The sequence below is a fragment of the Corynebacterium lemuris genome (assembly GCF_024919295.1).
In the GTDB taxonomy this organism is placed as follows: domain Bacteria; phylum Actinomycetota; class Actinomycetes; order Mycobacteriales; family Mycobacteriaceae; genus Corynebacterium; species Corynebacterium lemuris.
Map to the genome: position 1 here is coordinate 300,993 of NZ_JANWTC010000002.1, position 19,808 is coordinate 320,800.

The 19,808-nt window shown below is 68.0% G+C and carries 15 protein-coding genes; 4 read left to right on the forward strand and 11 right to left on the reverse strand.

The window, feature by feature from the left end:
- Positions 1-1,329 carry a diaminopimelate decarboxylase gene (gene lysA, locus NYP18_RS04780; RefSeq protein ID WP_259427034.1) on the forward strand — a complete coding sequence of 443 codons (1,329 nt, stop codon included), beginning with the start codon at positions 1-3 and terminating at the stop codon, positions 1,327-1,329.
- Between the two features lie 40 nt (positions 1,330-1,369).
- Here the strand turns inward: lysA and NYP18_RS04785 are convergent, their stop codons facing one another.
- Positions 1,370-2,071, reverse strand: a complete 702-nt coding sequence (locus NYP18_RS04785; RefSeq protein WP_259427035.1) for a hypothetical protein — start codon at positions 2,069-2,071, stop codon at positions 1,370-1,372.
- A gap of 286 nt (positions 2,072-2,357) precedes the next feature.
- Here NYP18_RS04785 and NYP18_RS04790 point away from each other — a divergent pair, with 286 nt between their 5' ends.
- Both NYP18_RS04790 and thrB read left to right on the forward strand, forming a co-directional pair.
- Entirely contained in the window at positions 2,358-3,689 is a 1,332-nt protein-coding gene (locus tag NYP18_RS04790; RefSeq protein WP_259427036.1) for a homoserine dehydrogenase, read from the forward strand.
- A 26-nt stretch (positions 3,690-3,715) separates the two neighbouring features.
- On the forward strand, positions 3,716-4,642 hold the full coding sequence (gene thrB / locus NYP18_RS04795; protein WP_259427037.1) for a homoserine kinase: 927 nt from the start codon (positions 3,716-3,718) through the stop codon (positions 4,640-4,642).
- 6 nt (positions 4,643-4,648) lie between these two features.
- On the opposite strand, the gene NYP18_RS04800 is transcribed toward thrB, so the two are convergent.
- The 9 genes from NYP18_RS04800 to NYP18_RS04840 all read right to left on the reverse strand — a co-directional run bounded on the left by NYP18_RS04800 (position 4,649) and on the right by NYP18_RS04840 (position 17,784).
- Positions 4,649-5,875, reverse strand: a complete 1,227-nt coding sequence (locus tag NYP18_RS04800) for an NAD(P)/FAD-dependent oxidoreductase (RefSeq protein WP_259427038.1) — start codon at positions 5,873-5,875, stop codon at positions 4,649-4,651.
- Between the two features lie 180 nt (positions 5,876-6,055).
- Positions 6,056-6,796, reverse strand: a complete 741-nt coding sequence (locus NYP18_RS04805; protein WP_259427039.1) for a helix-turn-helix transcriptional regulator — start codon at positions 6,794-6,796, stop codon at positions 6,056-6,058.
- A 17-nt stretch (positions 6,797-6,813) separates the two neighbouring features.
- On the reverse strand, positions 6,814-8,715 hold the full coding sequence (locus tag NYP18_RS04810; protein WP_259427040.1) for an ATP-binding cassette domain-containing protein: 1,902 nt from the start codon (positions 8,713-8,715) through the stop codon (positions 6,814-6,816).
- A gap of 2 nt (positions 8,716-8,717) precedes the next feature.
- Positions 8,718-9,461, reverse strand: a complete 744-nt coding sequence (modA, locus tag NYP18_RS04815) for a molybdate ABC transporter substrate-binding protein (RefSeq protein WP_259427041.1) — start codon at positions 9,459-9,461, stop codon at positions 8,718-8,720.
- An 88-nt stretch (positions 9,462-9,549) separates the two neighbouring features.
- Positions 9,550-10,335 (reverse strand): respiratory nitrate reductase subunit gamma, encoded by a 786-nt coding sequence (narI, locus tag NYP18_RS04820; protein ID WP_259427042.1) that lies wholly within the window; start codon positions 10,333-10,335, stop codon positions 9,550-9,552.
- A gap of 9 nt (positions 10,336-10,344) precedes the next feature.
- The gene (gene narJ / locus NYP18_RS04825) at positions 10,345-11,034 is read right to left on the reverse strand and encodes a nitrate reductase molybdenum cofactor assembly chaperone (RefSeq protein ID WP_259427043.1); all 690 of its coding nucleotides are present in this window, start codon (positions 11,032-11,034) and stop codon (positions 10,345-10,347) included.
- Between the two features lie 5 nt (positions 11,035-11,039).
- Positions 11,040-12,659 (reverse strand): nitrate reductase subunit beta, encoded by a 1,620-nt coding sequence (gene narH / locus NYP18_RS04830; RefSeq protein ID WP_259427044.1) that lies wholly within the window; start codon positions 12,657-12,659, stop codon positions 11,040-11,042.
- Positions 12,659-16,396 (reverse strand): nitrate reductase subunit alpha, encoded by a 3,738-nt coding sequence (locus NYP18_RS04835; protein ID WP_259427045.1) that lies wholly within the window; start codon positions 16,394-16,396, stop codon positions 12,659-12,661. Before NYP18_RS04835 ends, narH begins: the two co-directional genes overlap by 1 nt.
- Positions 16,397-16,446: 50 nt before the next feature.
- Positions 16,447-17,784 (reverse strand): nitrate/nitrite transporter, encoded by a 1,338-nt coding sequence (locus NYP18_RS04840; protein ID WP_259427046.1) that lies wholly within the window; start codon positions 17,782-17,784, stop codon positions 16,447-16,449.
- 250 nt (positions 17,785-18,034) lie between these two features.
- Here NYP18_RS04840 and NYP18_RS04845 point away from each other — a divergent pair, with 250 nt between their 5' ends.
- Positions 18,035-18,514, forward strand: a complete 480-nt coding sequence (locus NYP18_RS04845) for a molybdopterin-binding protein (RefSeq protein WP_259427047.1) — start codon at positions 18,035-18,037, stop codon at positions 18,512-18,514.
- Position 18,515: 1 nt separating this feature from the next.
- Here the strand turns inward: NYP18_RS04845 and NYP18_RS04850 are convergent, their stop codons facing one another.
- A complete protein-coding gene (locus tag NYP18_RS04850; protein WP_259427048.1) occupies positions 18,516-19,793 on the reverse strand; it encodes a DNA methyltransferase in 1,278 nt (425 codons plus the stop codon).
- Between the last annotated feature and the right edge of the window lie 15 nt (positions 19,794-19,808).

The following is a 19,808-nucleotide window of genomic DNA, read 5'->3' on the forward strand; positions in this document are numbered from 1 at the left end:
ATGACCGACTTCAACGATCTGCCGGCACACGTCTGGCCCCGCAACGCCGTCCGCCAGGAGGACGGCGTGGTCACCATCGCCGGGGTGCCCCTGCCGGAGATCGCCGAGGAGTACGGCACCCCCGTCTTCGTCGTCGACGAGGACGACTTCCGTTCCCGCTGCCAGGACATGGCTCGCGCCTTCGGCGGCCCGGAGAACGTCCACTACGCCTCCAAGGCCTTCCTCACCCGCACCATCGCCCGCTGGGTCGACGAGGAGGGGTTGTCCCTGGACGTCGCCTCCCTCAACGAGCTGAAGATCGCCCAGGCCGCCGATTTCCCGGCCGGGCGCATCACCGCCCACGGCAACAACAAGGGCGCGGACTTCCTGCGCGCCTGCGTGCAGGCAGGTGTGGGCCACGTCGTCCTCGACTCCGAGCAGGAACTCGTCCTCCTCGACTGCATCGCCGCCGCTGAGCAGCGTGTGCAGCAGGTGATGATCCGCGTGAAGCCGGGCATCGAGGCCCACACCCACGAGGCCATCGCCACCAGCCACGAGGACCAGAAGTTCGGCTTCTCCCTGGCCTCCGGTTCGGCCTTCCGCGCCGCCGAGGCCGCCGTGCGGGCCCCGAACCTCGAGCTTGTCGGCCTCCACTGCCACGTCGGCTCCCAGGTCTTCGACGCCACCGGCTTCACCATGGCCGCCGACCGCGTCCTGGCCCTCTACTCGCGGATCCACCGCGAGCTCGGCGTCCAGCTGCCCGAACTCGACCTCGGCGGCGGCTACGGCATCGCCTACACCGAGGACGAGGAGGCCCTCGACGTCGACGAGGTCGCCCACGATCTGCTCACCGCCGTGGCCAAGACCGCCGCCGAGCTGGGTATCGACGCCCCCACCGTCCTCGTCGAACCCGGCCGCGCCATCGCCGGCCCCGGCACCGTCACCGTCTACGAGGTCGGCACCGTCAAGGACGTCACCGTCGACGAGGGTGTCACCCGCCGCTATCTCTCCGTCGACGGCGGTATGTCCGACAACATCCGCCCCGCGCTCTACGACTCGCGTTACGACGCCCGCGTGGTCAGCCGCTTCACCGAGGCCCCGGGCATCCCCTCCCGCCTCGTCGGCTCCCACTGCGAATCCGGTGACATCCTGGTCCGCGACGCGCAGTTCCCCTCCGACATCGAGACCGGCGACCTGATGGCCATGGCCGCCACCGGTGCCTACGCCTACGCGATGTCCAGCCGCTACAACGCCTTCGGTCGCCCGCCCGTCATCGCCGTCCGCGCCGGCAAGACCAAGCTCATGCTGCGCCGCGAGACCGTCGAGGACATCCTCGCGCTCGAGGCCTGAGCCGGTTAAGAGGAGAGAGCCACCCGGGGCTCCCCGGGAGTCACGGCAGGATGCCGGTGACCTCCTCAAGCAGGCGCAGGACGGTGAGGCTGTGGATCCTGCCGGTGGGCACCCCGAGGACCATGGAAGTCACCGGGGCCTCAGTGTCCATGGCCTTTGCGGTGGTGCGGTCCACGGTGCCGGAGGTCTGGCCGATGCACATGCGAAGTTCCGTGTGGGAGGCGTCGGCCTCGGCCCGGGCACCCGGTGTGCGTTCCCAGGCGCGCCGCCATGATTCATCGGCGGGGACGGAGAGGTTCTCCCGGGTGCCGCTGAGCATGGCGGGGGCACCGGTGCTGCGGGCGGCGGCCAGACGCTGACGTGCCTCCACGGCAGTGAAGGTCCCCCAGGTGATGCCCGCGGCCCGCTCGTCATTGCGGTCGACGAGCACGCGCAGGGGAGCGGTGGCTTCATCGTCCCGGTATCCCACCCGCTGGCCGGCGAGGTTGACCCGGTCAACGGCGGCGCGGATGTGCCCGGGCATGTCCGCGAGTTCGTCGGAGGCCTTGTCGGCGTGCCAGCTGCGGGCAGTGGCCATGTCATCGCGGGTGGCGGGGATGTCGCGGAGGATCTCGGCGGACCAGTTCGCGGCGAACACACCGGTGAGGGCGAGGACCTCCTCGTGTTCTGCGGGGGTGTGGATCACGGTGCAGGAATCTCCCGCGACGACGACCTCGGAGGCGGCGGCGGAGGGGACGTTCATGAGCGGGAGGCTGAGGAGGAGGGCCGCAGCAAAAAAAGAACGGACTGACACGTGGCCCCTTCCCGACGTAGAACACACCTGATATTTCCTCAGCATAAGAGAATGTGAATGTCCCGTCGAGTGCTCCATGCCAACTGTGCCACGATCGTGACCGCTGACCGGGGTGGACTAGACTGGCCCGGTATGCCCCGGCACCGGTGCCCGGGCACTGAGGAACGGTACCGGCCCCGCTAGGCTGGACCAGGAAAGTTTCCGTCACGGACTTGCGACACGACCCAGGAGAACAATGACCCAGAACAAGCAGCCCACGTACAACCCCGGCAAGGGAGTCGGCGAGCCGGTTGGTGTCGCCATCCTCGGCCACGGCACCGTCGGTTCTGAGGTGCTGCGTCTCATGGGTGAGTACTCGGATGCTCTGGCGCACCGTATCGGCGGTCCGCTGGAGCTCAAGGGTGTGGCCGTATCGGATCTGTCCAAGCCGCGTGAGGGGGTGGACGCCGCCCTGCTCACCGATGACGCGATGAGCCTGATCAACCGCGAGGACGTCGACATCGTCGTCGAGGTCATCGGCGGCATCGACTACCCGCGTGAGCTCGTGCTCGCGGCCCTGCGCGCCGGCAAGTCCGTCGTCACCGCCAACAAGGCCCTGGTCGCCGCGCACGCCGATGAGCTTGCCGACGCCGCCGACGCCGCCAACGTCGACCTCTATTTCGAGGCCGCCGTCGCCGCCGCCATCCCGGTGGTGGGCATGCTGCGCCGTTCCCTGGCGGGCGACAACATCCTGCGCATCTCCGGCATCGTCAACGGCACCACCAACTTCATCCTCGATGCCATGGAGTCCACCGGCGCCACCTACGGGGACGCGCTCGCCGAGGCCACCCGCCTGGGCTACGCCGAGGCCGACCCGACCGCCGACGTCGAGGGCCACGACGCCGCATCCAAGGCCGCCATCCTCGCCTCCCTCGGCTTCCACACCCGTGTGAAGTTCGACGACGTCCACTGCGAGGGCATCACCAAGATCACCGCCGAGGACATCGAGGCCGCCCGCAACGCCGGCTACGTGATCAAGCTGCTGGCCATCTGCGAGCGCGTCGCCGACGAGGCCGGAGTCGAGTCCGTCGCCGCCAGCGTCCACCCGACGCTCGTGCCGGCCGACCACCCGCTGGCCTCGGTCAACGAGTCCTACAACGCCATCTTCGTCGAGGCTGAGGCAGCCGGCCGCCTCATGTTCTACGGCAACGGTGCCGGTGGCGCCCCGACCGCCTCCGCCGTGCTCGGTGACCTCGTCGGCGCTGCCCGCAACAAGGTCCACGGCGGCCGCGCCCCGGGAGAGAACACCTACGCCAACCTGCCCATCGCGGACTTCGGCGACGTGACCACCCGCTACCACATCGACATGGAGGTCGAGGACCGCACCGGTGTCCTCGCCGAGCTCTCCGCCATCTTCGCGGCCCGCAACATCTCCCTCAAGACCGTCCGCCAGGAGGAGTCCGGGGAGAACGCCCGCCTCATCGTGGTCACCCACTCGGCGCGCGAGGCCGACCTCGACGCCACCGTCCAGGAGCTGAAGCAGACCTCCGCGGTCAAGGCCGTCAACAGCGTCATCCGACTGATCTAGCACTACAGACAAAGGACAGAACACTCATGAGCATCGAGCTCGAGGTGGGCACCCGGGCCACCGTCACCGTCCCCGGTTCCTCAGCCAACCTGGGACCCGGTTTCGACACCCTGGGCCTGGCCGTCGGCCTCTACGACACCGTCGAGGTCGAGGTCACCGAGGGTGGCCTCGAGGTCGAGGTCTACGGGGAGGGTGAGGATGACCTGCCCCGCGACGGTTCCCACCTGGTGGTCAAGGCCATCCGGTCGGGCCTCAACGCCGCCGGGGCCCAGGCCCCGGGCCTGCGCGTGGTCTGCACCAACGCCATCCCGCAGTCCCGTGGGCTCGGTTCCTCCGCCGCGGCCGCCGTGGCGGGGGTGGTCGCCGCGAATGCGCTGGCCGGTAACCCGCTGACCACCGACCAGGTGGTGCAGCTGTCCTCCGCCTTCGAGGGCCACCCGGACAATGCTGCAGCCTCCGTCCTCGGTTCCGCCGTGGTCTCCTGGACCACCACCCCCGTCGACGGCTCGCAGCCGGGTTACAAGGCGGTCGCCGTCGAGGTCGACCCGCGGATCCGCGCGACTGCGCTGGTCCCGGACTTCCACGCCTCCACGCAGGCCGTGCGCCGGGTCCTGCCCAGCCACGTCACCCACACCGATGCCCGCTTCAACGTGTCGCGGGTGGCCGTGATGACCGTGGCCCTGCAGAAGCACCCCGAACTGCTCTGGGAGGGCACCCGCGACCGGCTCCACCAGCCCTACCGGGCCGATGTCCTGCCGGTCACCGCAGAGTGGGTCAACCGTCTGCGCAACCGCGGCTACGCCGCCTACCTCTCCGGTGCCGGCCCGACCATCATGGTGCTGTCCACCGAGCCTGTCTCCGAGAAGATCCTCGACCAGGCACGCGAGGCCGGCCTCAAGATCCACGAGCTGGAGGTCGCCGGCCCGGTCCGCGTGGAGTCGTCGCGGGCCTGAGCCTTCTCAGAACCCGTGGGTGCGTTCGGATTCGGGGATCGGCTCCGCCAGCCGGGCGGGGCTGAAGGGCGCGACCCAGTCCTCGGGTTCTCCGGCGATGTCGGCCACCACGGCCTCCGCGGCGGACAATGCCCAGGCCAGCCCCCAGGCCCGGTAGCCGGTGATCACGTGGATGTTCGGGTGGCCGGGTAGGGCACCGATGTAGGGCATCCGGTCGTAGGGCATGTAGTCGCCGGCCAGCCAACGGTAGAGCACCTGTTCCACGTCATAGCGTTCGCGGACGTCCTCGATGAGGGTGCGGTGGCGGGCATCCATGTCGAAGGTGTCGTCGTCGTATTCGTGGCTCTCGCCACCGAAGACCAGGACCGGCCTGTCCTCGTGGTAGGCGGTGCGGATGGTGCGCATCGGCTCCTCGGTGGTCACATACATGCCTGCGGGGTAGTCACTGCCCTCCTTCAACTGCACCGCCAGGGCATAGGACATCTTCAGCCACATGAAACCCTCGAAGAGGTCCCGGCGCCAGAAGGGTTCGCCGCTGGCCTGCAGCACATGCCGTGCCTTCAGGTCCCCCTTGTCCGTGGGGACGGTGTGCGGCTCCCCGGGGATGATGTCGGTGGCCTTCGTCTCCTCGTAGATCACCCCGCCACGACTACGGAACTCCTCCGCGAGTGGGAGCAGGAATTTCCTGGGGTGGAACTGGGCCTGCCCGGCGAATTTCACCGCCCCGGCGATGTCGAAGGGCAGCCCGGTCTCCGTCTCGAAGCTGGCCGGCAGACCGAGCGAGACCGCGGCCTCGACTTCAGCATGCAGCTCGGGGATGCGTTCCTCCCGCCGGCTGTAGACGAAGGCATCCCGGCGGGAGAACTCACAGTCGATGCCGAGCTCCGCGCTGATGGCCTCGACCCGGTCGATGCCCCGCTGATTGGCGTCCGCGTAGGCCTGTGCGACCTCTTTACCGTGGCGGGCGATGAGATGGTCGTAGATGAGGTAGTGCTGGGAGGTCAGCTTTGCGGTGGTGCCACCGGTCGTCCACTCGGCCAGCCGGGCCTTGTCAATGAGCACGGTCCGCAGCCCGCGCCGCTGCGCATGGTGGGCCGCGACGATGCCGGTGATCCCGCCGCCGACCACGGCCAGGTCATAGACGGTGTCATCACCCGCCAGCTCCGGATAGTCCGTGCGCGGCGTGGTGGCCGTCCACAGTGATTCTTCCCTGCCTTCAATCGTGTCCGACATCGGTTCTCCTCACGCGAGGAGCGGGGGGAGGGGAGCAGCCTCGTTCCTCACTGTCGCGTCTGATTCTGGAACTGGAACAGCAGCGGTGCCCCGGATGGGGACGGCTGCTTTCATCATGACATGAAAGTGGTGGTCAGCGACGGAATCACCGGCGATTATCAGGAACAGCCTGGGAGGCTCTCAGCCTTCCGGCGTGGCCCCGTCCTCCTGGTTCACGCGCACCACGCAGGCCCCGTTGTCGGCGTAGGGCAGCAGCGTCAGGAAGACCGGTCCTGATTCCCGGCCGGGTCCGGAACCCGTGGCCTCCTGCAGGAAACCCTCGTGGAGGGCGCAGATGAAAGCACTCGGGCGGGGTTTGCCCTCGGTGACGAAGGGGCAGGAGTGCAGGGAGAGCTGGCCGAGGCCGTCCGATGCATCAGCCGGGCGGGCGACCGTGGGATCGAAACCCATGTCGCGGAGCTTGATGTAGAGCTGTTGGAGGATATCCGCCTCGTTGGCGGGGGTACGTCCCTCCTCGTTCATCCGGCGGGCCCAGTCCCGGCCGAGCTGCCGGGCCTGCTCGAGGATCTCCGGGGTGAGGGAACCGGTGCCCGCCAGGGCGCTGGTGAGGACCTCCACCAGGGAGACGTATTCGTTGACCACGGCCCGGTTGTCGGGGACCCGGACCTGGAAGACGAGGGAGGGCCGGCCGCGCCCTTCGGACTGGGTGGTGGCGACCCGGACCGCGCCGCGGCTGACCAGCTCATCGAGGTGGCCGCGGGCGGTGTTGACGTGCATCCCCAGTTTTTCCGCGAGTTCGGCGGAGCGGGCTCCGTGCGGGAAGGTCTGCAGCACGTCGAGGACCTCCCGCTGTTTGACGCTGAGCGGCAGCGCGTCCGAGAACAGCTCGACGGACGGGCGCGGTGCTGGTGCGTCCACCATGTGGGATCTTCCTCCTGTTATCTCCGGTTGGCCGGATGAACACGTACGGCCAGGGCCTTGGTCACGCAGTCGACGGCCGTGCCCGGTTCCAGACCGAGCGTGAGCGCGGAGCGACGCGTGACCGGCACGTGGAGCCGGGTGGTGCCGATCGAGACCGTCACCATCGTCCCTGTCCGGGTGGTCGAGGCAACTACTGAATCGACCCGCCCACGCCAGATGTTACGTGTTGATTCCTGCGGCTCCCCGCCACCAGCGGGTAGCCGCAGGGCGGTGGCCTCGGGCGGGAACACCGCGACCGCCGGATCACCCGGCTGCAGCTCATCGTCCACCGCACCGGCAAAAGTACCTGTCACGGTCAATTCTGTCCCCTGGATAGTGACCGTGTCAACCTCCCGGGCCGTGACGGTGCCGACTATCCGGGACAGTCCGGCCAGCTCAGCGAGGAAATCATTGGGTGGGACGTCGAGAAGCTCCGCGGTGGGGCCGGCGGCGGCGACCTCACCCCGTTCGAGGACCACCAGATGCTCGGAGAGGGTGGCCACGTCGACGGCATCGTGGGTGACCAGCAGGGTGGTGCGGTCCTGCGCGGCGGCACGCAGCAGCCGGCGCCAGCGGGTGGCGGAGGCGACGTCGATGGCGGCCAGCGGCTCATCGAGGATGAGCACCGCCGGTCGGGTCCCCAGGGCGCGGACCAGGGCAACCTGGGCGGCCTGCCCCCCGGAGAGCGCCGGCACGGAGACCTCCGCCAGCTCAGCCAACCCGGCCGCCGACAGGAGTTTCCCGGTCAACACGGGGTCGCGGGTGGCCATGGTCACCGCACCCGCGACGGTGGTGGTCCGCGGTAGGCCGGGGCGCTGGGTCAGCAGCACCACGCCGCGTTCGGCGGCCGGCACGAAGCGTCGGCCGTCGACGGGACGGTCACCGACGGAGATCTCCACGCCCCGCAGCCGCCCGGCGATCATCCCCATCAGTGTGGTCTTGCCCGAGCCGTTGGGTCCGACGACGGCGGTGATGCGCTCGGCGGGGAAGACGGTGCCGTCGGCGGTGACGGGTACCCCACCGGACCCGGGAGCGGTGAGGATACGCAGCTCATCGGTGTCGAGTTCCCCGATCCGCCGGGCGCAGGGCTGCGGTGTGCGCCGCAGGGCGGCAGGCAGGGCAGCGAGTGCGAGGACGAGGACGGCGAGGAAGATGAGGATCGCGCCGAGGGCGTTGGCGCTGCCCGGATCGGTCTCGCGTTCCAGGTAGATACCCAGCGGCATGGTGCGGGTGACGCCGGGCATGGATCCGGCGAAGGTCAGTGTGGTGCCGAATTCCCCCAGGGAACGGGCGAAAGCCAGGCCGGCGCCGGTGGCCACGGCCGGGGCGACGGCAGGCAGGGTGACTTTCCGGAGGATCTCCCGGGGCCGCATACCCAGGCCGGCCGCACTCGCCGGGATCTCCGGGTCGATCTGGCGCAGCGCTGAATCGACGGTGACCACGACAAAAGGCAGGGCGATGAAAATGTGGGAGAGCACGACGCCGGGGAAGGCGAAGGCGAACTGGAGGCCGAGGGCGTCAAGAAGCGGGGCGGTGATCCCGCGTCTGCCCACCGCCGCGGTGAGCGCCAGGCCGGCGACCACCGGTGGCATCGCCAACGGCAGCATGACCAGCAGCCGAATGAGCCTGCCCCCGCGCGGCCAGCCCTGGATCGCCAGCGCCAGCGGCACACCAAGCAGGGTGGTCAGCACGGTGGCCCACACCGCAGAGAGCAGCGTGACACGGAGCAGCTCGGCGGTGGTGGGGCTGGTGAGCACCTCACCGAAGCGTTCCCAGGGGACGCGGACGCCCAGCGCGAGGATGGGGCCGAGGATGAGGACGAGGGCGGTGACGGCGAGCAGCGTCACCGCGACCGGTGTGCGGGTGGGGGCGGGTTTCACGTTCAGTTGGCCGGGGTCCACCCGTGCCCGGTCCAGATGTCGACCATCTCGTCGTCAGCCAGGGCGTCGACGAAATCGGTGGCGGCCTGCTTGTCCGCGCCTGCGGTGGTCACCGCGGCGACGACCGCGTTGGGCTGGTCCCCGCTGCCGGGGATCTCGATGACCTCGACATCCGCGCCCGCGGAGAGGGCGTCGGTGCGGTAGACCCAGCCGGCGTCGGCCTCACCGGAGACGACCTTGCCCAGCACGTCGGCGACCTGGTGCTCCAGGGAGGCGGGTTCAGCCACGATGCCGGTGTCCGCGATGATGGCCCCGGATGCCGCACCGCAGGGGACCTGCGGGTCACAGAGGACGAAGGTGGTGCCCGCCAGATCGTCCACGGAGCCGATGTCCGCGGGGTTGCCTGCGGGCACGACCATGACCAGGGTGTTCACGGCCACGGCGCGCGGATCCCCGACCAGTCCCTGTTCCACGGCTCTGTCCATGTTCGCGCGGTCGGCGGTGATGAGGACATCACCCGGGGAGCCGTCCGCCAGCTGCTGGACGAGGGTGGAGGAACCGGCGTTGACGAAGTCCAGCTCCGCATCAGTCAGCGTCTGGAAATCATCGTTGAGCACGCGGGTGGAGGAGGCGCCGAGGACGGTCAGGGAGTCCGCCCCGGCCTCGGAATCCGAGTCGGTGGCGCAGCTGACCAGCAGCAGGCCGGCGGCGGGAGCGATGAGGCCGGCGGCACGGGGCAGACGCATGAGGGCACCTTTCAGGTGGGAATAGTTCAGGGGCCGGTACGTCAGACGTTAACGTACCGGCCCCTGATGTGCTGCAGGTCTGTGCCGCTCAGGCCCCGCGGGAGGGGGTCTGGTTGCGCTCGTCGAGCTGCTCGGTGTGGGAACGGACCGGCTCCCAGGCGACGTGCTCCTTCACCGGGCCGGTGCGGGTGTCGCGCGAGCGGTAGACCACGTAGGGGCGGGTGACGTAGCCGACCGGCGCGGAGAAGGCGTGCACCAGGCGGGTGAACGGCCACACCGCGATGATGGTGAAACCGGCGATGACGTGGACCTTGAACTGCCACGGCACATCGGCCATGAGCTCGGGCTGGGCCTGGAAGACCAGCAGCTGGCGCAGCCACGGCGAGATGGTCTCACGGTAGTCGTAGCCGTGTGCGCTGCCGAAGAGCTGGAGGGTGACCGTGGCGAAGAACCCGGAGACCAGCGCCGCGCCGAGCAGCAGGTACATGACCTTGTCGGAGCGGGACGTGGCCAGAAAGACCGTCCGGTTGACCACCCGCCGGTAGATCAGCCCCGCCAGGCCCAGCAGCGCGGCGATGCCGGCCAGGGTGCCCGGGTAGGTGGCGATGAGGTGGTAGGTGGCGTCGCTGATGCCCACGGCCTGGGTCCAGGACTTCGGGATGGCCAGGCCCATGAGGTGGCCGATGATGACGAAGACGATGCCCCAGTGGAACAGCGGGGACGACAGTCGGAGGAGCTTTGATTCGTAGATCTGCGAGGAATGGGTGGTCCAGCCGAACTGGTCGGTGCGCCAACGCCAGATGATGCCGATGACGAAGGCCGCGATCGCCAGCCAGGGGAAGGCCACCCACAGGAAAACATCGAAATTGTCCATGGTTGTGTCCTAGGGGATATCCGGTTGAGCGGTGGGGAAGGGCAGGGGGGTGCCGATGCCGACGAGTTCCGCCGGCGGCCCCGAACGAATGAGATCGAGGTAGCTGTGGGTGGTCTCCGCGTCGATTTTCGGCAGCGCCATCGCCACGGCGATGATGAGGTGCGCGAAGGGGGAGTTGAAGGTGGTCAGCGCCGTGCGCAGGACCTCAAGGCCGTCGCGGTGGGCGGCGAGCAGTTCCACGGTCTGGGCGTGCTGCCTCCCCTCCGACAGGGCGACGGCCTCGAGCACCACGCAGAGGTGGTCGGGGAGTTCCTCCCGCTGCTCCTGGAAGCCGAGCTGTTCCAGCGCCTGCCGGAAGGCGAGGATGGCGGTGCCGCGGGTGCGGGTGTCGCCGACGGAGTAGTAGGACAGGAACAGGGAACAGCGCCGGCGCTGGTCGAAGGTCTCCACGTAGTGCTCCTCCACCCCGCGGCGCCCCATGGCGCGGGCGGCGTCGGTGAAGGCCGCGAACTGCTCCGCGATGGCCGGAGGCAGTTGCTCGAGATGCGTGTCGACGGCCGCGATCTTCTCGCCGAAGTCCTCGCTCGGGTAGTCCAGCAGCAGGGAGGCGGCCATGGCCACGGTGCGGCGCTGGTTATCACTCACCCGCACCGGGCGGGTGATGTCGTCGGGGATGGGCCCGACGTGGTTGCGTGCCATCGCGATCAGTCCTTGGTGGTGTGGGGTTTGCCGTCCCTGCGGGGCGGGAACATCCCCTCCGGTCGGTCGCCGGTCCAGCTGAGCAGGGAGACCTTGCCCGCCGGCTCCGCGGCGTGGCTGGTGCAGGCCTCCGGGGCGCCCTCGCCCAGGTCGGGCATGTCGAGGAAGGCATCCGCCGGGTCGATGTCGCCGAAGGGGTCGAGCGAGGTGATGCCGCGCGGGGACTCCGGGGAGGCGGTGGGGATGACGTAGCGGTCATCGTATTTGGCGATGCCCAGCAGGCGGTACATCTTCCGGATCTGTTTGCCCGTCATCCCGACGGCCTCCGCGATGCGTTCCTGCGGTTCGTTGCCCAGGTTGATGTCGCGCATGTAGGAACGCATCGCCACCAGGCGCCGCAGCGAGCGTTCGACGGGTGCGGTGTCACCGGCGGTGAACAACCCGGCGAGGTACTCGAGCGGGATGCGCATCGTGGACAGGGCCGTGAACAGCACCTTGTCGTCCTCGCCGTCGTTGCCGGAGGCGGTGACGGCGTCGACGACCGGGGACAGCGGCGGGATGTACCAGACCATGGGCAGGGTGCGGTACTCCGGGTGCAGCGGCAGCGCGACCTCGTAGGTGAAGATGAGGTCCCAGATGGGGGACTGCTGCGCGGCGTCGATCCACGAGTGCGGGATGCCGGCCTGCTGTGCGGCGGCCACGACCCGGGGGTCGTGCGGGTCGAGCAGGATGTCCTTCTGCGCCTCGAAGAGGTCCTGCGGATTTTCGGTGGCCGCAGCCTCGGCGACGCGGTCGGCGTCGTAGAGCAGCACACCCAGGTAACGCAGGCGGCCGACGCAGGTCTCCGAGCACACGGTCGGCTGGCCGACCTCGATGCGCGGGTAACACAGGGTGCACTTCTCGGCCTTGCCGGACTTGTGGTTGAAATAGACCTTCTTGTACGGGCAGCCGGACACGCACATGCGCCAGCCGCGGCACTGGTCCTGGTCGACCAGGACGATGCCGTCCTCGGCACGCTTGTACATCGCACCGGAGGGGCAGGAGGACACACACGTCGGGTTGATGCAGTGCTCGCAGATGCGCGGAAGGTAGAACATGTAGGAGTCCTCGATCTCCTTGCGCACGTCCAGGTTCATCTGGTGCAGGACCGGGTCCTCGTCCAGGGTGGCGGTGGAGCCGCCGAGGTTGTCGTCCCAGTTGGAGGACCAGCTGATCGTGTTCATCTCCCGGCCGTCGAGCTGGGAGACCGGCCGGGCGGTGGGCTGGGTGTTCTGGTTGCCCGGCACCGCCAGCAGCTTGTCGTATTCGTAGGTCCACGGCTCGTAGTAGTCGTGGATGGTCGGCAGTTTCGGGTTGTGGAAGATGTTGAACAGCTTGGACAGGCGCCCGCCCGCCCGGGGCTTGAGCTTCCCGGAGGAGGTGCGGACCCAGCCGCCCTCCCATTTGTCCTGGTCCTCCCAGCCCCGGGGATAACCGACTCCGGGGCGGGTCTCGACGTTGTTGAACCAGATGTACTCGGTGCCTTCGCGGTTGGTCCAGGCCTGCTTGCAGGTGACCGAACAGGTATGGCAGCCGATGCACTTGTCCAGGTTCATGACCATGGCGATCTGGGCCATAACCTTCATTAGAACTGCACCTCCTGGGAGCGGCGACGGATCCGGGTGACCTCGTCGCGGTTGTTTCCGGTGGGGCCGATGTAGTTGAAGCCGTAGGTCAGATGGCCGTAGCCGCCCGCCACGTGCACCGGTTTGATCATGATTCGGGTCAGGGAGTTGTGGGTGCCGCCGCGGCGGCCGGTCCCCTCATTGAGCGGGGTGCCGACGGTGCGCTCCTGCGCGTGGTTCATGATCGCCGTGCCCTCCGGGATGCGGTGGGAGACGATCGCGCGGGCGGAGACGATACCGTTACGGTTGTAGAGCTCGATCCACTCGTTGTCGGCGATGCCGACCTTCTCGGCGTCCTTGTTCGACATCCACACCACCTGGCCGCCACGGGAGATCGACAGCACATGCAGGTTGTCGAAGTACTGCGAGTGGATCGACCACTTGTTGTGCGGGGTGAGGTAGCGGACGGTGACCTCGGGGTTGCCGTCCTCACCGGTGACCAGCTGGCCCGGGTTGGTCTCCCCGTTGAGGTGGAGCCGGTCCAGGGGCGGACGGAAGACGGGCAGAGCCTCGCCGTAATCGAGGAACCAGTCGTGATCGAGGTAGTAGTGCATGCGCCCCGACAGGGTGTGGAAGGGCTTGTCATACTCGATGTTGATGGAGAAGGCCGTGTAGCGGCGGCCGTTGCGTTTGTCACCGCTCCACTCCGGTGAGGTGATCACCTCCACCGGGCGTTCCTTCACCCGGTCCCAGTCGATGCGCGTTCCCTCGTGGCCGGCGATGAGGTCCGACATGTCGGTGCCCACACGCGCCCCCTGGTTGCGGAAGCCCTCCGCGGCGACCTCACCGTTGGACACCCCCGACAGGTGCAGGATCATCTCGATGACCTTGATGTCGGTGTCCAGGTCGGGGCGTTCCCCGGCCGAGAGGGTCTCGGAGGTGCCGTTCTTCACGGCGAGCTCCTCGACCTGTTTGGCCACGTTGTAGGGCGTGCCGTGCACACCGGTACCCTTTTCACCGGTCAGCGGGCCCAGGTGCAGCCACTTCTCGTGGATGCGGGTGTAGTCGCGTTCGACGGGGATGAGCTTGGCCATTGTCTGGCCCGGGACCAGCCCGGTCTCCGCCAGATCCGGGACGACGCCGTTGGGCATGCTGAGCTCGTCGGGGGAGTCGTGACCCAGAGGCGCGGTGATGATGTCGGTCTGGGTGCCCAGCCAGCGCACCGCCTGCTCTGAGACGGCGCGTGAGAGGTCCCGGAAGACCTCGAAGTCGGTGCGGGCCTCCCAGGGCGGGTTGATCGCCGCGTTGAAGGAGTGGATGAACGGGTGCATGTCCGTGGTGGACAGGTCGTGCTTCTCGTACCAGGTGGCTGCCGGCAGGACGATGTCGGAGACCAGCGTCGTTGACGTGTTGCGGAAGTCCGTGGTCAGCATCAGGTCGAGCTTGCCGGTGGGGGCCTCCTCCCGCCATCTGATCGATTCGGGACGCTCATGTTCCTCGAGCTCTGTCGCGGTGGCGTCGGAGTCCACGCCGAGCATGTGGCGCAGGAAGAACTCCGTGCCCTTGGCTGAGGAACCCATGAGGTTGGTGCGCCAGTTGAGCAGGATGCGGGGCCAGTTCTCCGGGGCGTCCGGGTCCTCAGCGGCGAACTGCATGTTGCCGCTCTCCAGCTCAGAGACCACATAATCCTTGATGTCCATGCCCTTGGCCTCGGCCTCATCGGCCAGCAGAAGCACGTTGCGGTTGAACTGCGGGTAGGCGGGCATCCAGCCGCGTTTCATCGACTCGATGAGCGTGTCGGAGAGCATCTTGTCGCCGACCACGCCGCGGTTGGCCAGCGGGGAGGCCAGGCGGGAGGCCTTCGAGTTGTCGTAGCGCCACTGGTCGGTGGTCAGGTAGAAGAAGCCGGTGGTGATCATCTGGCGCGGCGGGCGTTGCCAGTCCAGGGCGAAGGCGTACTGGGACCAGCCGTTCATCGGGCGCAGCTTCTCCTGGCCGACGTAGTGGGCCCAGCCGCCGCCGTTGACGCCCTGGGTGCCGCACATTGAGGTCAGGGCCAGGAAGGTGCGGTAGATGTTGTCGGCGTGGAAATAGTGGTTGACGCCGGCGCCCATGATGATCTGGCTGCGGCCCTGCGAGTCGTCCGCGTTCTGGGCGAATTCCCGGCCGATGCGGATTGCGGCGTTGGCGGGCACACCGGTCAGCTCCTCCTGCCAGGCGGGGGTGCCCGGGGAGCTCACGTCGTGGAAGTCGGTGGGCCACTGGCCCGGCAGGTTGAGCTCCGGGCGGGCGACACCGTAGTGGGCGAGCATGAGGTCGAAGACGGTGGTGACCTTCTTCCCGTCGACCACCCGGTAGGGCACGCCGCGGTGGACGATGCCGGCGCCGATGGGGCCGGTGCCCTGGACATCCTCGGGGTCCGCGTCGAGGTCGAAGCGGGGGAAGAGCACCTCCGCGGTGTCGAAGGTACCGGTGTCGGCCACGGACATGACGGATTCGACGCCGTCCTGGCGCAGGTTCCATTTGCCCACCCCGTCCTCGCCGTAACGGTCGGCAATGGTGCCGCCAGGATCGGCCACGGTGCCGTCGGGCTGCATGGTGAGCAGGCGGTGGGTGGCGTTGGCGGAGCCCTGCAGACCGGCATGGGTGCCGTCGGCGTCGAGAAGCGAGGCGGTGAGGAATTTGCCCGGCGTCACCGTGCCGTCCCCCCGCTCGTCCAGGGTGATGAGGAAGGGGGCGTCGGTGTATTTGCGCATGTAGTCGATGAAGTACGGGGTCTTCTTGCCCACGTGGAACTCGGAGAGGATGACATGGCCCATGGCGAAGGCCAGGGCGGCGTCGGTGCCGGGGTTGATCCGCATCCACTCGTCGGCGAATTTGGTGTTGTCGGCGAAATCGGGGGAGACAACGACCACCTTGGTGCCGTTGTAGCGGGTCTCCACCATGAAGTGGGAGTCCGGGGTGCGGGTGACCGGGATGTTCGAGCCCCACATCATCAGGTAGGAGGAGTTGTACCAGTCACCTGACTCCGGGACGTCGGTCTGGTCACCGAAGGTCTGCGGGGAGGCCGGCGGCAGGTCCGCATACCAGTCGTAGAAGGACAGGGCCACCCCGCCGATCATCTGCAGGAAGCGGGTGCCGGCACCGTAGGAGACCTGTGACATCGCCGGAATGACCGTGAAACCTGCGATCCGGTCGGGGCCGTACTGGCGGATGGTGTAGGTGTGGGCGGCCGCCGCGATCTCGATGGCCTCCTCATAGTTGATGCGGATCAGCCCGCCCTTGCCGCGCTGGGAGACGTACGCCTCGCGCTTCTCAGGCGTCTCCACGATCTCGCGCCAGGCCAGCACCGGATCACCCAGCCGGGCCCTGGCCTCCCGGTACATGTCCACCAGCACGCCGCGGGCATAGGGGTAGCGGACACGGGTCGGGGAGTAGGTGTACCAGGAGAAGGAGGCGCCGCGGGGGCAACCGCGGGGCTCGTAGTCGGGCATGTCCGGTCCGGTCGAGGGATAGTCCACGGCCTGGGATTCCCAGGTGATCACGCCGTCCTTGACGTAGACCTTCCAGGAGCAGGAGCCGGTGCAGTTCACCCCGTGGGTGGACCGCACCATCTTGTCGAAGGACCAGCGGTTGCGGTAGAAGATGTCCGCCTGGCGGCCTCCCTTGAGGAACAGCTGCTGGCCACTGTCGGTCATCTGGCCTTTACGCAGGAAGCTCCCGAACTTGAACAGCGGGTTTGCGGTCGTGGTGGTCATGGGGTGATCCTTTGCGCTTGGTCTCGTGGTACTTCGTGCGGTGGGGGCGGTCAGCCAGGGTGCGGGGCGTTGGGGCGGGCGTAGAAGATCCAGGTGAGGGCGGTGGCGAAGGCGAAGAAGACGACGCAGCCCCAGAAGAAGATGACGGGTGCTATCAGGGACAGCAGGACACCGACGATGAAGGGGCCGAAGGCACCCACTGCGCCGGTCCAGCCGATCACGCCGCCGGACTGCCGCTTGGGCAGGATCATCGGCATCTGCTTGAAGGTGCCGGCGTTGCCCAGGCCGGTGAAGAAGAACATGATGAGCATCGAGCCGAGGAACCAGATGTACTCGTCCGGCGAATCCGGGGTGAGGAAGAGGGCGGCGATCGCGGTGAAGATGGTCATACCCACACCGCCGATGAAGGTCCAGATCGCGCCGCCGAATTTATCGCACAACGGGCCCCACAGGGCGCGGACGAGCGCACCGATGAAGGGGCCGATGAAGGCGTAGGTCGCGCCGCGGGGCAGGTCCTCGGCGGCGTAGGTGGCGGCGAATTCGGAACCGGAGCCGAAGACATTGTTGATGATCAGCGCGAGCTGGGCCGCGAATCCGGAGAAGGCACCGAAGGTCATCAGGTAGATGATGGTCAGAAACCAGGTGTTGCGGTTGCTGAAGATGTCGATCTGCTCGCGGAAATTCGCCTTGACCGGAACGTCCTTGAGGTAGATCCAGGCAACGGCGGCCATGACGACCGCCCAGGGGACCATGAGGATGGCCGGGTTGTGGACGAACAGCGCCTCGCCTTCGCCGGAGCGCTGCGGGGCCACGAAGCCGATGCCCAGGAGGGTGACACCCATCAGCCACGGGGCGACGAGCATGATGAAGGACATGCCGAAGTTGCCCAGCCCGGCCTGCAGACCCAGGGCGGTGCCGGAGAGGCGCCTGGGGAAGAAGTAGCCGGTGGAGGGCATGAAGCCGGAGAACACGCCGCCGCCGATACCGGTGAGGAAGGCGAGGACGAGCAGCCACCAGTAGGGGGTGTTGGTGTTCTGGACGGCGAAGTACCAGCCGAGCATGGGGATGATGAACAGCAGCGAGGACATCGTGACCAGGCGGCGGGTGCCCATGGTGGCGGGCAGGAACATGAATACGAGGCGGAACAGGCCGCAGGCCAGACCCGGGATGGAGGTCAGCCAGTAGAGCTGGGTGGTGGAGAGGTCGAAGCCGATCGAGTTGAGGACCGGGGCGATGGCGGAGACCAGGTACCAGGTGGCGAAGCCGATGAAGAGGATGATCGTGGAGATCCACAGGGTGCGCCACGCGATGGAGGAGTCCCAGGTCTCTTCGTTCTCAGGGTCCCAGCCGTGCAGGACCCTGCCTTGCGTGTCGAGCGTTGTACTCATTGCTGATCCTCACTGAACAGGGGGCGTTTATTCAAGGAAAATCTGTGCTAAATACGACGGTATAACCTTTGTCCTGCGTTTTCAGCGGTTCGCGCAGGTTTTCTGATGTTTAATTGGAGACGGAGGGGCGCCCCATTTCCTTATGTTTAACAATGTCACCGGTGGTCCGGGCACCCCGTGGCCGGGGGCCCGTACCCCTGCCCTACACTATGGCACGGATCACACTGCCGTGCTGTAGAAAGGACTGGATATGACCTCCCGCCTGACCGGTATGGTCATCGTCACCTCCGACCGCATCCTCAGCGGGGAACGCAGGGACACCGCCGGCCCGCTGGCCTGTGGGCTGCTCGCGGAGGCCGGGGTTCCGGCCGGGATCGTTGTGGTCGAGGAGGGGGTGCAGGCTGTATCCCGGGCGCTTGCTGACGCCCGCGTCGCCACCCACCGCGTCATCGTCACCGTGGGCGGCACCGGCCTCGGACCCCGCAACCAGGCCCCGGAGGCCACCGCCCCGCTGCTTGAGGTCCGTCTCGACGGGCTGGTCACCCAGGTGCTCATCCAGGGGCTGGCGTCCACCCATCAGGCGGGCCTGTCCCGGGCGCTGATCGGGTTGACCGGCCGGGGTCCGACGGATGCGCTGATCATCAATTCCCCTGGCTCCACCGGCGGGGTCCGCGACACTCTCGGCGTGGTCTGCCCCCTGCTGCCGAACATCTTCGAACGCCTCGGCTGAATCAGTCCCGCGCCAGCTCGCCGTAGACCACGCTGCCCCCGCCGGCCCAGCCCACATCGGCGGAGATGCCGGACTGTTCACCCCCGATGACCCCGCGCAGCCGCCGCAGGGCGACGGTCTCGGCCCACTCGCGCTGCTCGATGCCGATGTGGCGGCGCCCGAGCTTATGGGCCACCGCCGAGGTGGTGCCCGAACCCAGGTGGTAGTCCAGCACCGTGTCGCCCGGCTCCGTGAAGCGTTCGATGAGCAGCCGCAGCAGCGCCTCCGGTTTCTTGCCGTTGCGGAAGCTGACCCCGCCTTCCGCGGCGACCCGGTTATAGGCCGCGTGGACATCGAGGAAATTGGGGTGGGGCAGGCACGTGTGGTCCGGAGAGAGCGGCACGCCCTGGAAGTAGGAGCCGTTGCGGTTGCCGTTACGCGGGGTGTGGAAGTAGCGGCGGCCCAGGCCGTCCGCGCCGATGCCGGGGACCTCGATGAGTGTCATCGGGGCCAGGTCGAGCGGCTCCAGGTGGGCGACCCAGAAGCGCCCCGAGGAGTTCTTCTCCCGCAGGGAACCCCGGATGGAGTGGGTGCGGAACATCCCCTCCCCGGGCGTGACGTCGACCTTGCGCCAGGCCTCCGGCGGGTAGATGGTGCATTCTCGCCCGCCGAGGACGGTCGGTGTGCCGGGGCCGGTGACCTCGACCCGCCAGCGGTAGTCGCTCAGGTCGCGTTCCCGCCGTCGGCCGGGCATGCGGAAGTCGGGGTCGCGGGAGTAGACGAGGATCTGCTCGACGACGTCGTGGAACTGTTTGTCCGCTGTCAGTGTCCGGTCGGGGTGGCGGACCAGGGCGTGGAGGACGGCGACCTTGTGCAGTCCCTCGAACTGGTCGAGCATCACCTCGAGGTAGGCGGACTGGTGGAAGCTGCACTGGAGGATGAAGACGGCGTCGTCGCGGAGCAGGGGCAGGGCGGCCCCGATCCGCTCGTGCATGAAACTCAGCCAGTCCGCCCGGCTGCGCCGGTCGGTATAGAGGTAGTCCGAACTGCCCGTGTTGTAGGGCGGATCGATGTAGGCCAGCCGCACCGTGCCACTGAGTAGCGGGGCCAGCGCCTGCAGCGCGGGCAGGTTGTCACCGCGCAGGATGAGGTTGTCGTGCGCGCCCAGGGCCGCGACCGGCTCGGTGCCGGAGCGGTGGTGCCGGTGCAGGGGGCCCAGCTGTGCGGGGGTCTGCGGGTGGGGGCTGTCCATGCCCTGCCAGACGAGGCGGACGCCGTGACGTACCGATGGGGAGGGCATACCCCGATTCTAACC

Bases quoted from the DNA above. Each gene is read 5' to 3' on its own strand.
- NYP18_RS04785 (WP_259427035.1), bottom strand. From the start codon at position 2,071: ATGAACGTCCCCTCCGCCGCCGCCTCCGAGGTCGTCGTCGCGGGAGAT.
- NYP18_RS04805 (WP_259427039.1), bottom strand. From the start codon at position 6,796: ATGGTGGACGCACCAGCACCGCGCCCGTCCGTCGAGCTGTTCTCGGAC.
- narI (WP_259427042.1), bottom strand. From the start codon at position 10,335: ATGGACAATTTCGATGTTTTCCTGTGGGTGGCCTTCCCCTGGCTGGCG.
- modA (WP_259427041.1), bottom strand. From the start codon at position 9,461: ATGCGTCTGCCCCGTGCCGCCGGCCTCATCGCTCCCGCCGCCGGCCTG.
- lysA (WP_259427034.1), top strand. From the start codon at position 1: ATGACCGACTTCAACGATCTGCCGGCACACGTCTGGCCCCGCAACGCC.
- NYP18_RS04790 (WP_259427036.1), top strand. From the start codon at position 2,358: ATGACCCAGAACAAGCAGCCCACGTACAACCCCGGCAAGGGAGTCGGC.
- NYP18_RS04840 (WP_259427046.1), bottom strand. From the start codon at position 17,784: ATGAGTACAACGCTCGACACGCAAGGCAGGGTCCTGCACGGCTGGGAC.
- NYP18_RS04850 (WP_259427048.1), bottom strand. From the start codon at position 19,793: ATGCCCTCCCCATCGGTACGTCACGGCGTCCGCCTCGTCTGGCAGGGC.
- NYP18_RS04845 (WP_259427047.1), top strand. From the start codon at position 18,035: ATGACCTCCCGCCTGACCGGTATGGTCATCGTCACCTCCGACCGCATC.
- NYP18_RS04835 (WP_259427045.1), bottom strand. From the start codon at position 16,396: ATGACCACCACGACCGCAAACCCGCTGTTCAAGTTCGGGAGCTTCCTG.
- narJ (WP_259427043.1), bottom strand. From the start codon at position 11,034: ATGGCACGCAACCACGTCGGGCCCATCCCCGACGACATCACCCGCCCG.
- narH (WP_259427044.1), bottom strand. From the start codon at position 12,659: ATGAAGGTTATGGCCCAGATCGCCATGGTCATGAACCTGGACAAGTGC.
- NYP18_RS04800 (WP_259427038.1), bottom strand. From the start codon at position 5,875: ATGTCGGACACGATTGAAGGCAGGGAAGAATCACTGTGGACGGCCACC.
- thrB (WP_259427037.1), top strand. From the start codon at position 3,716: ATGAGCATCGAGCTCGAGGTGGGCACCCGGGCCACCGTCACCGTCCCC.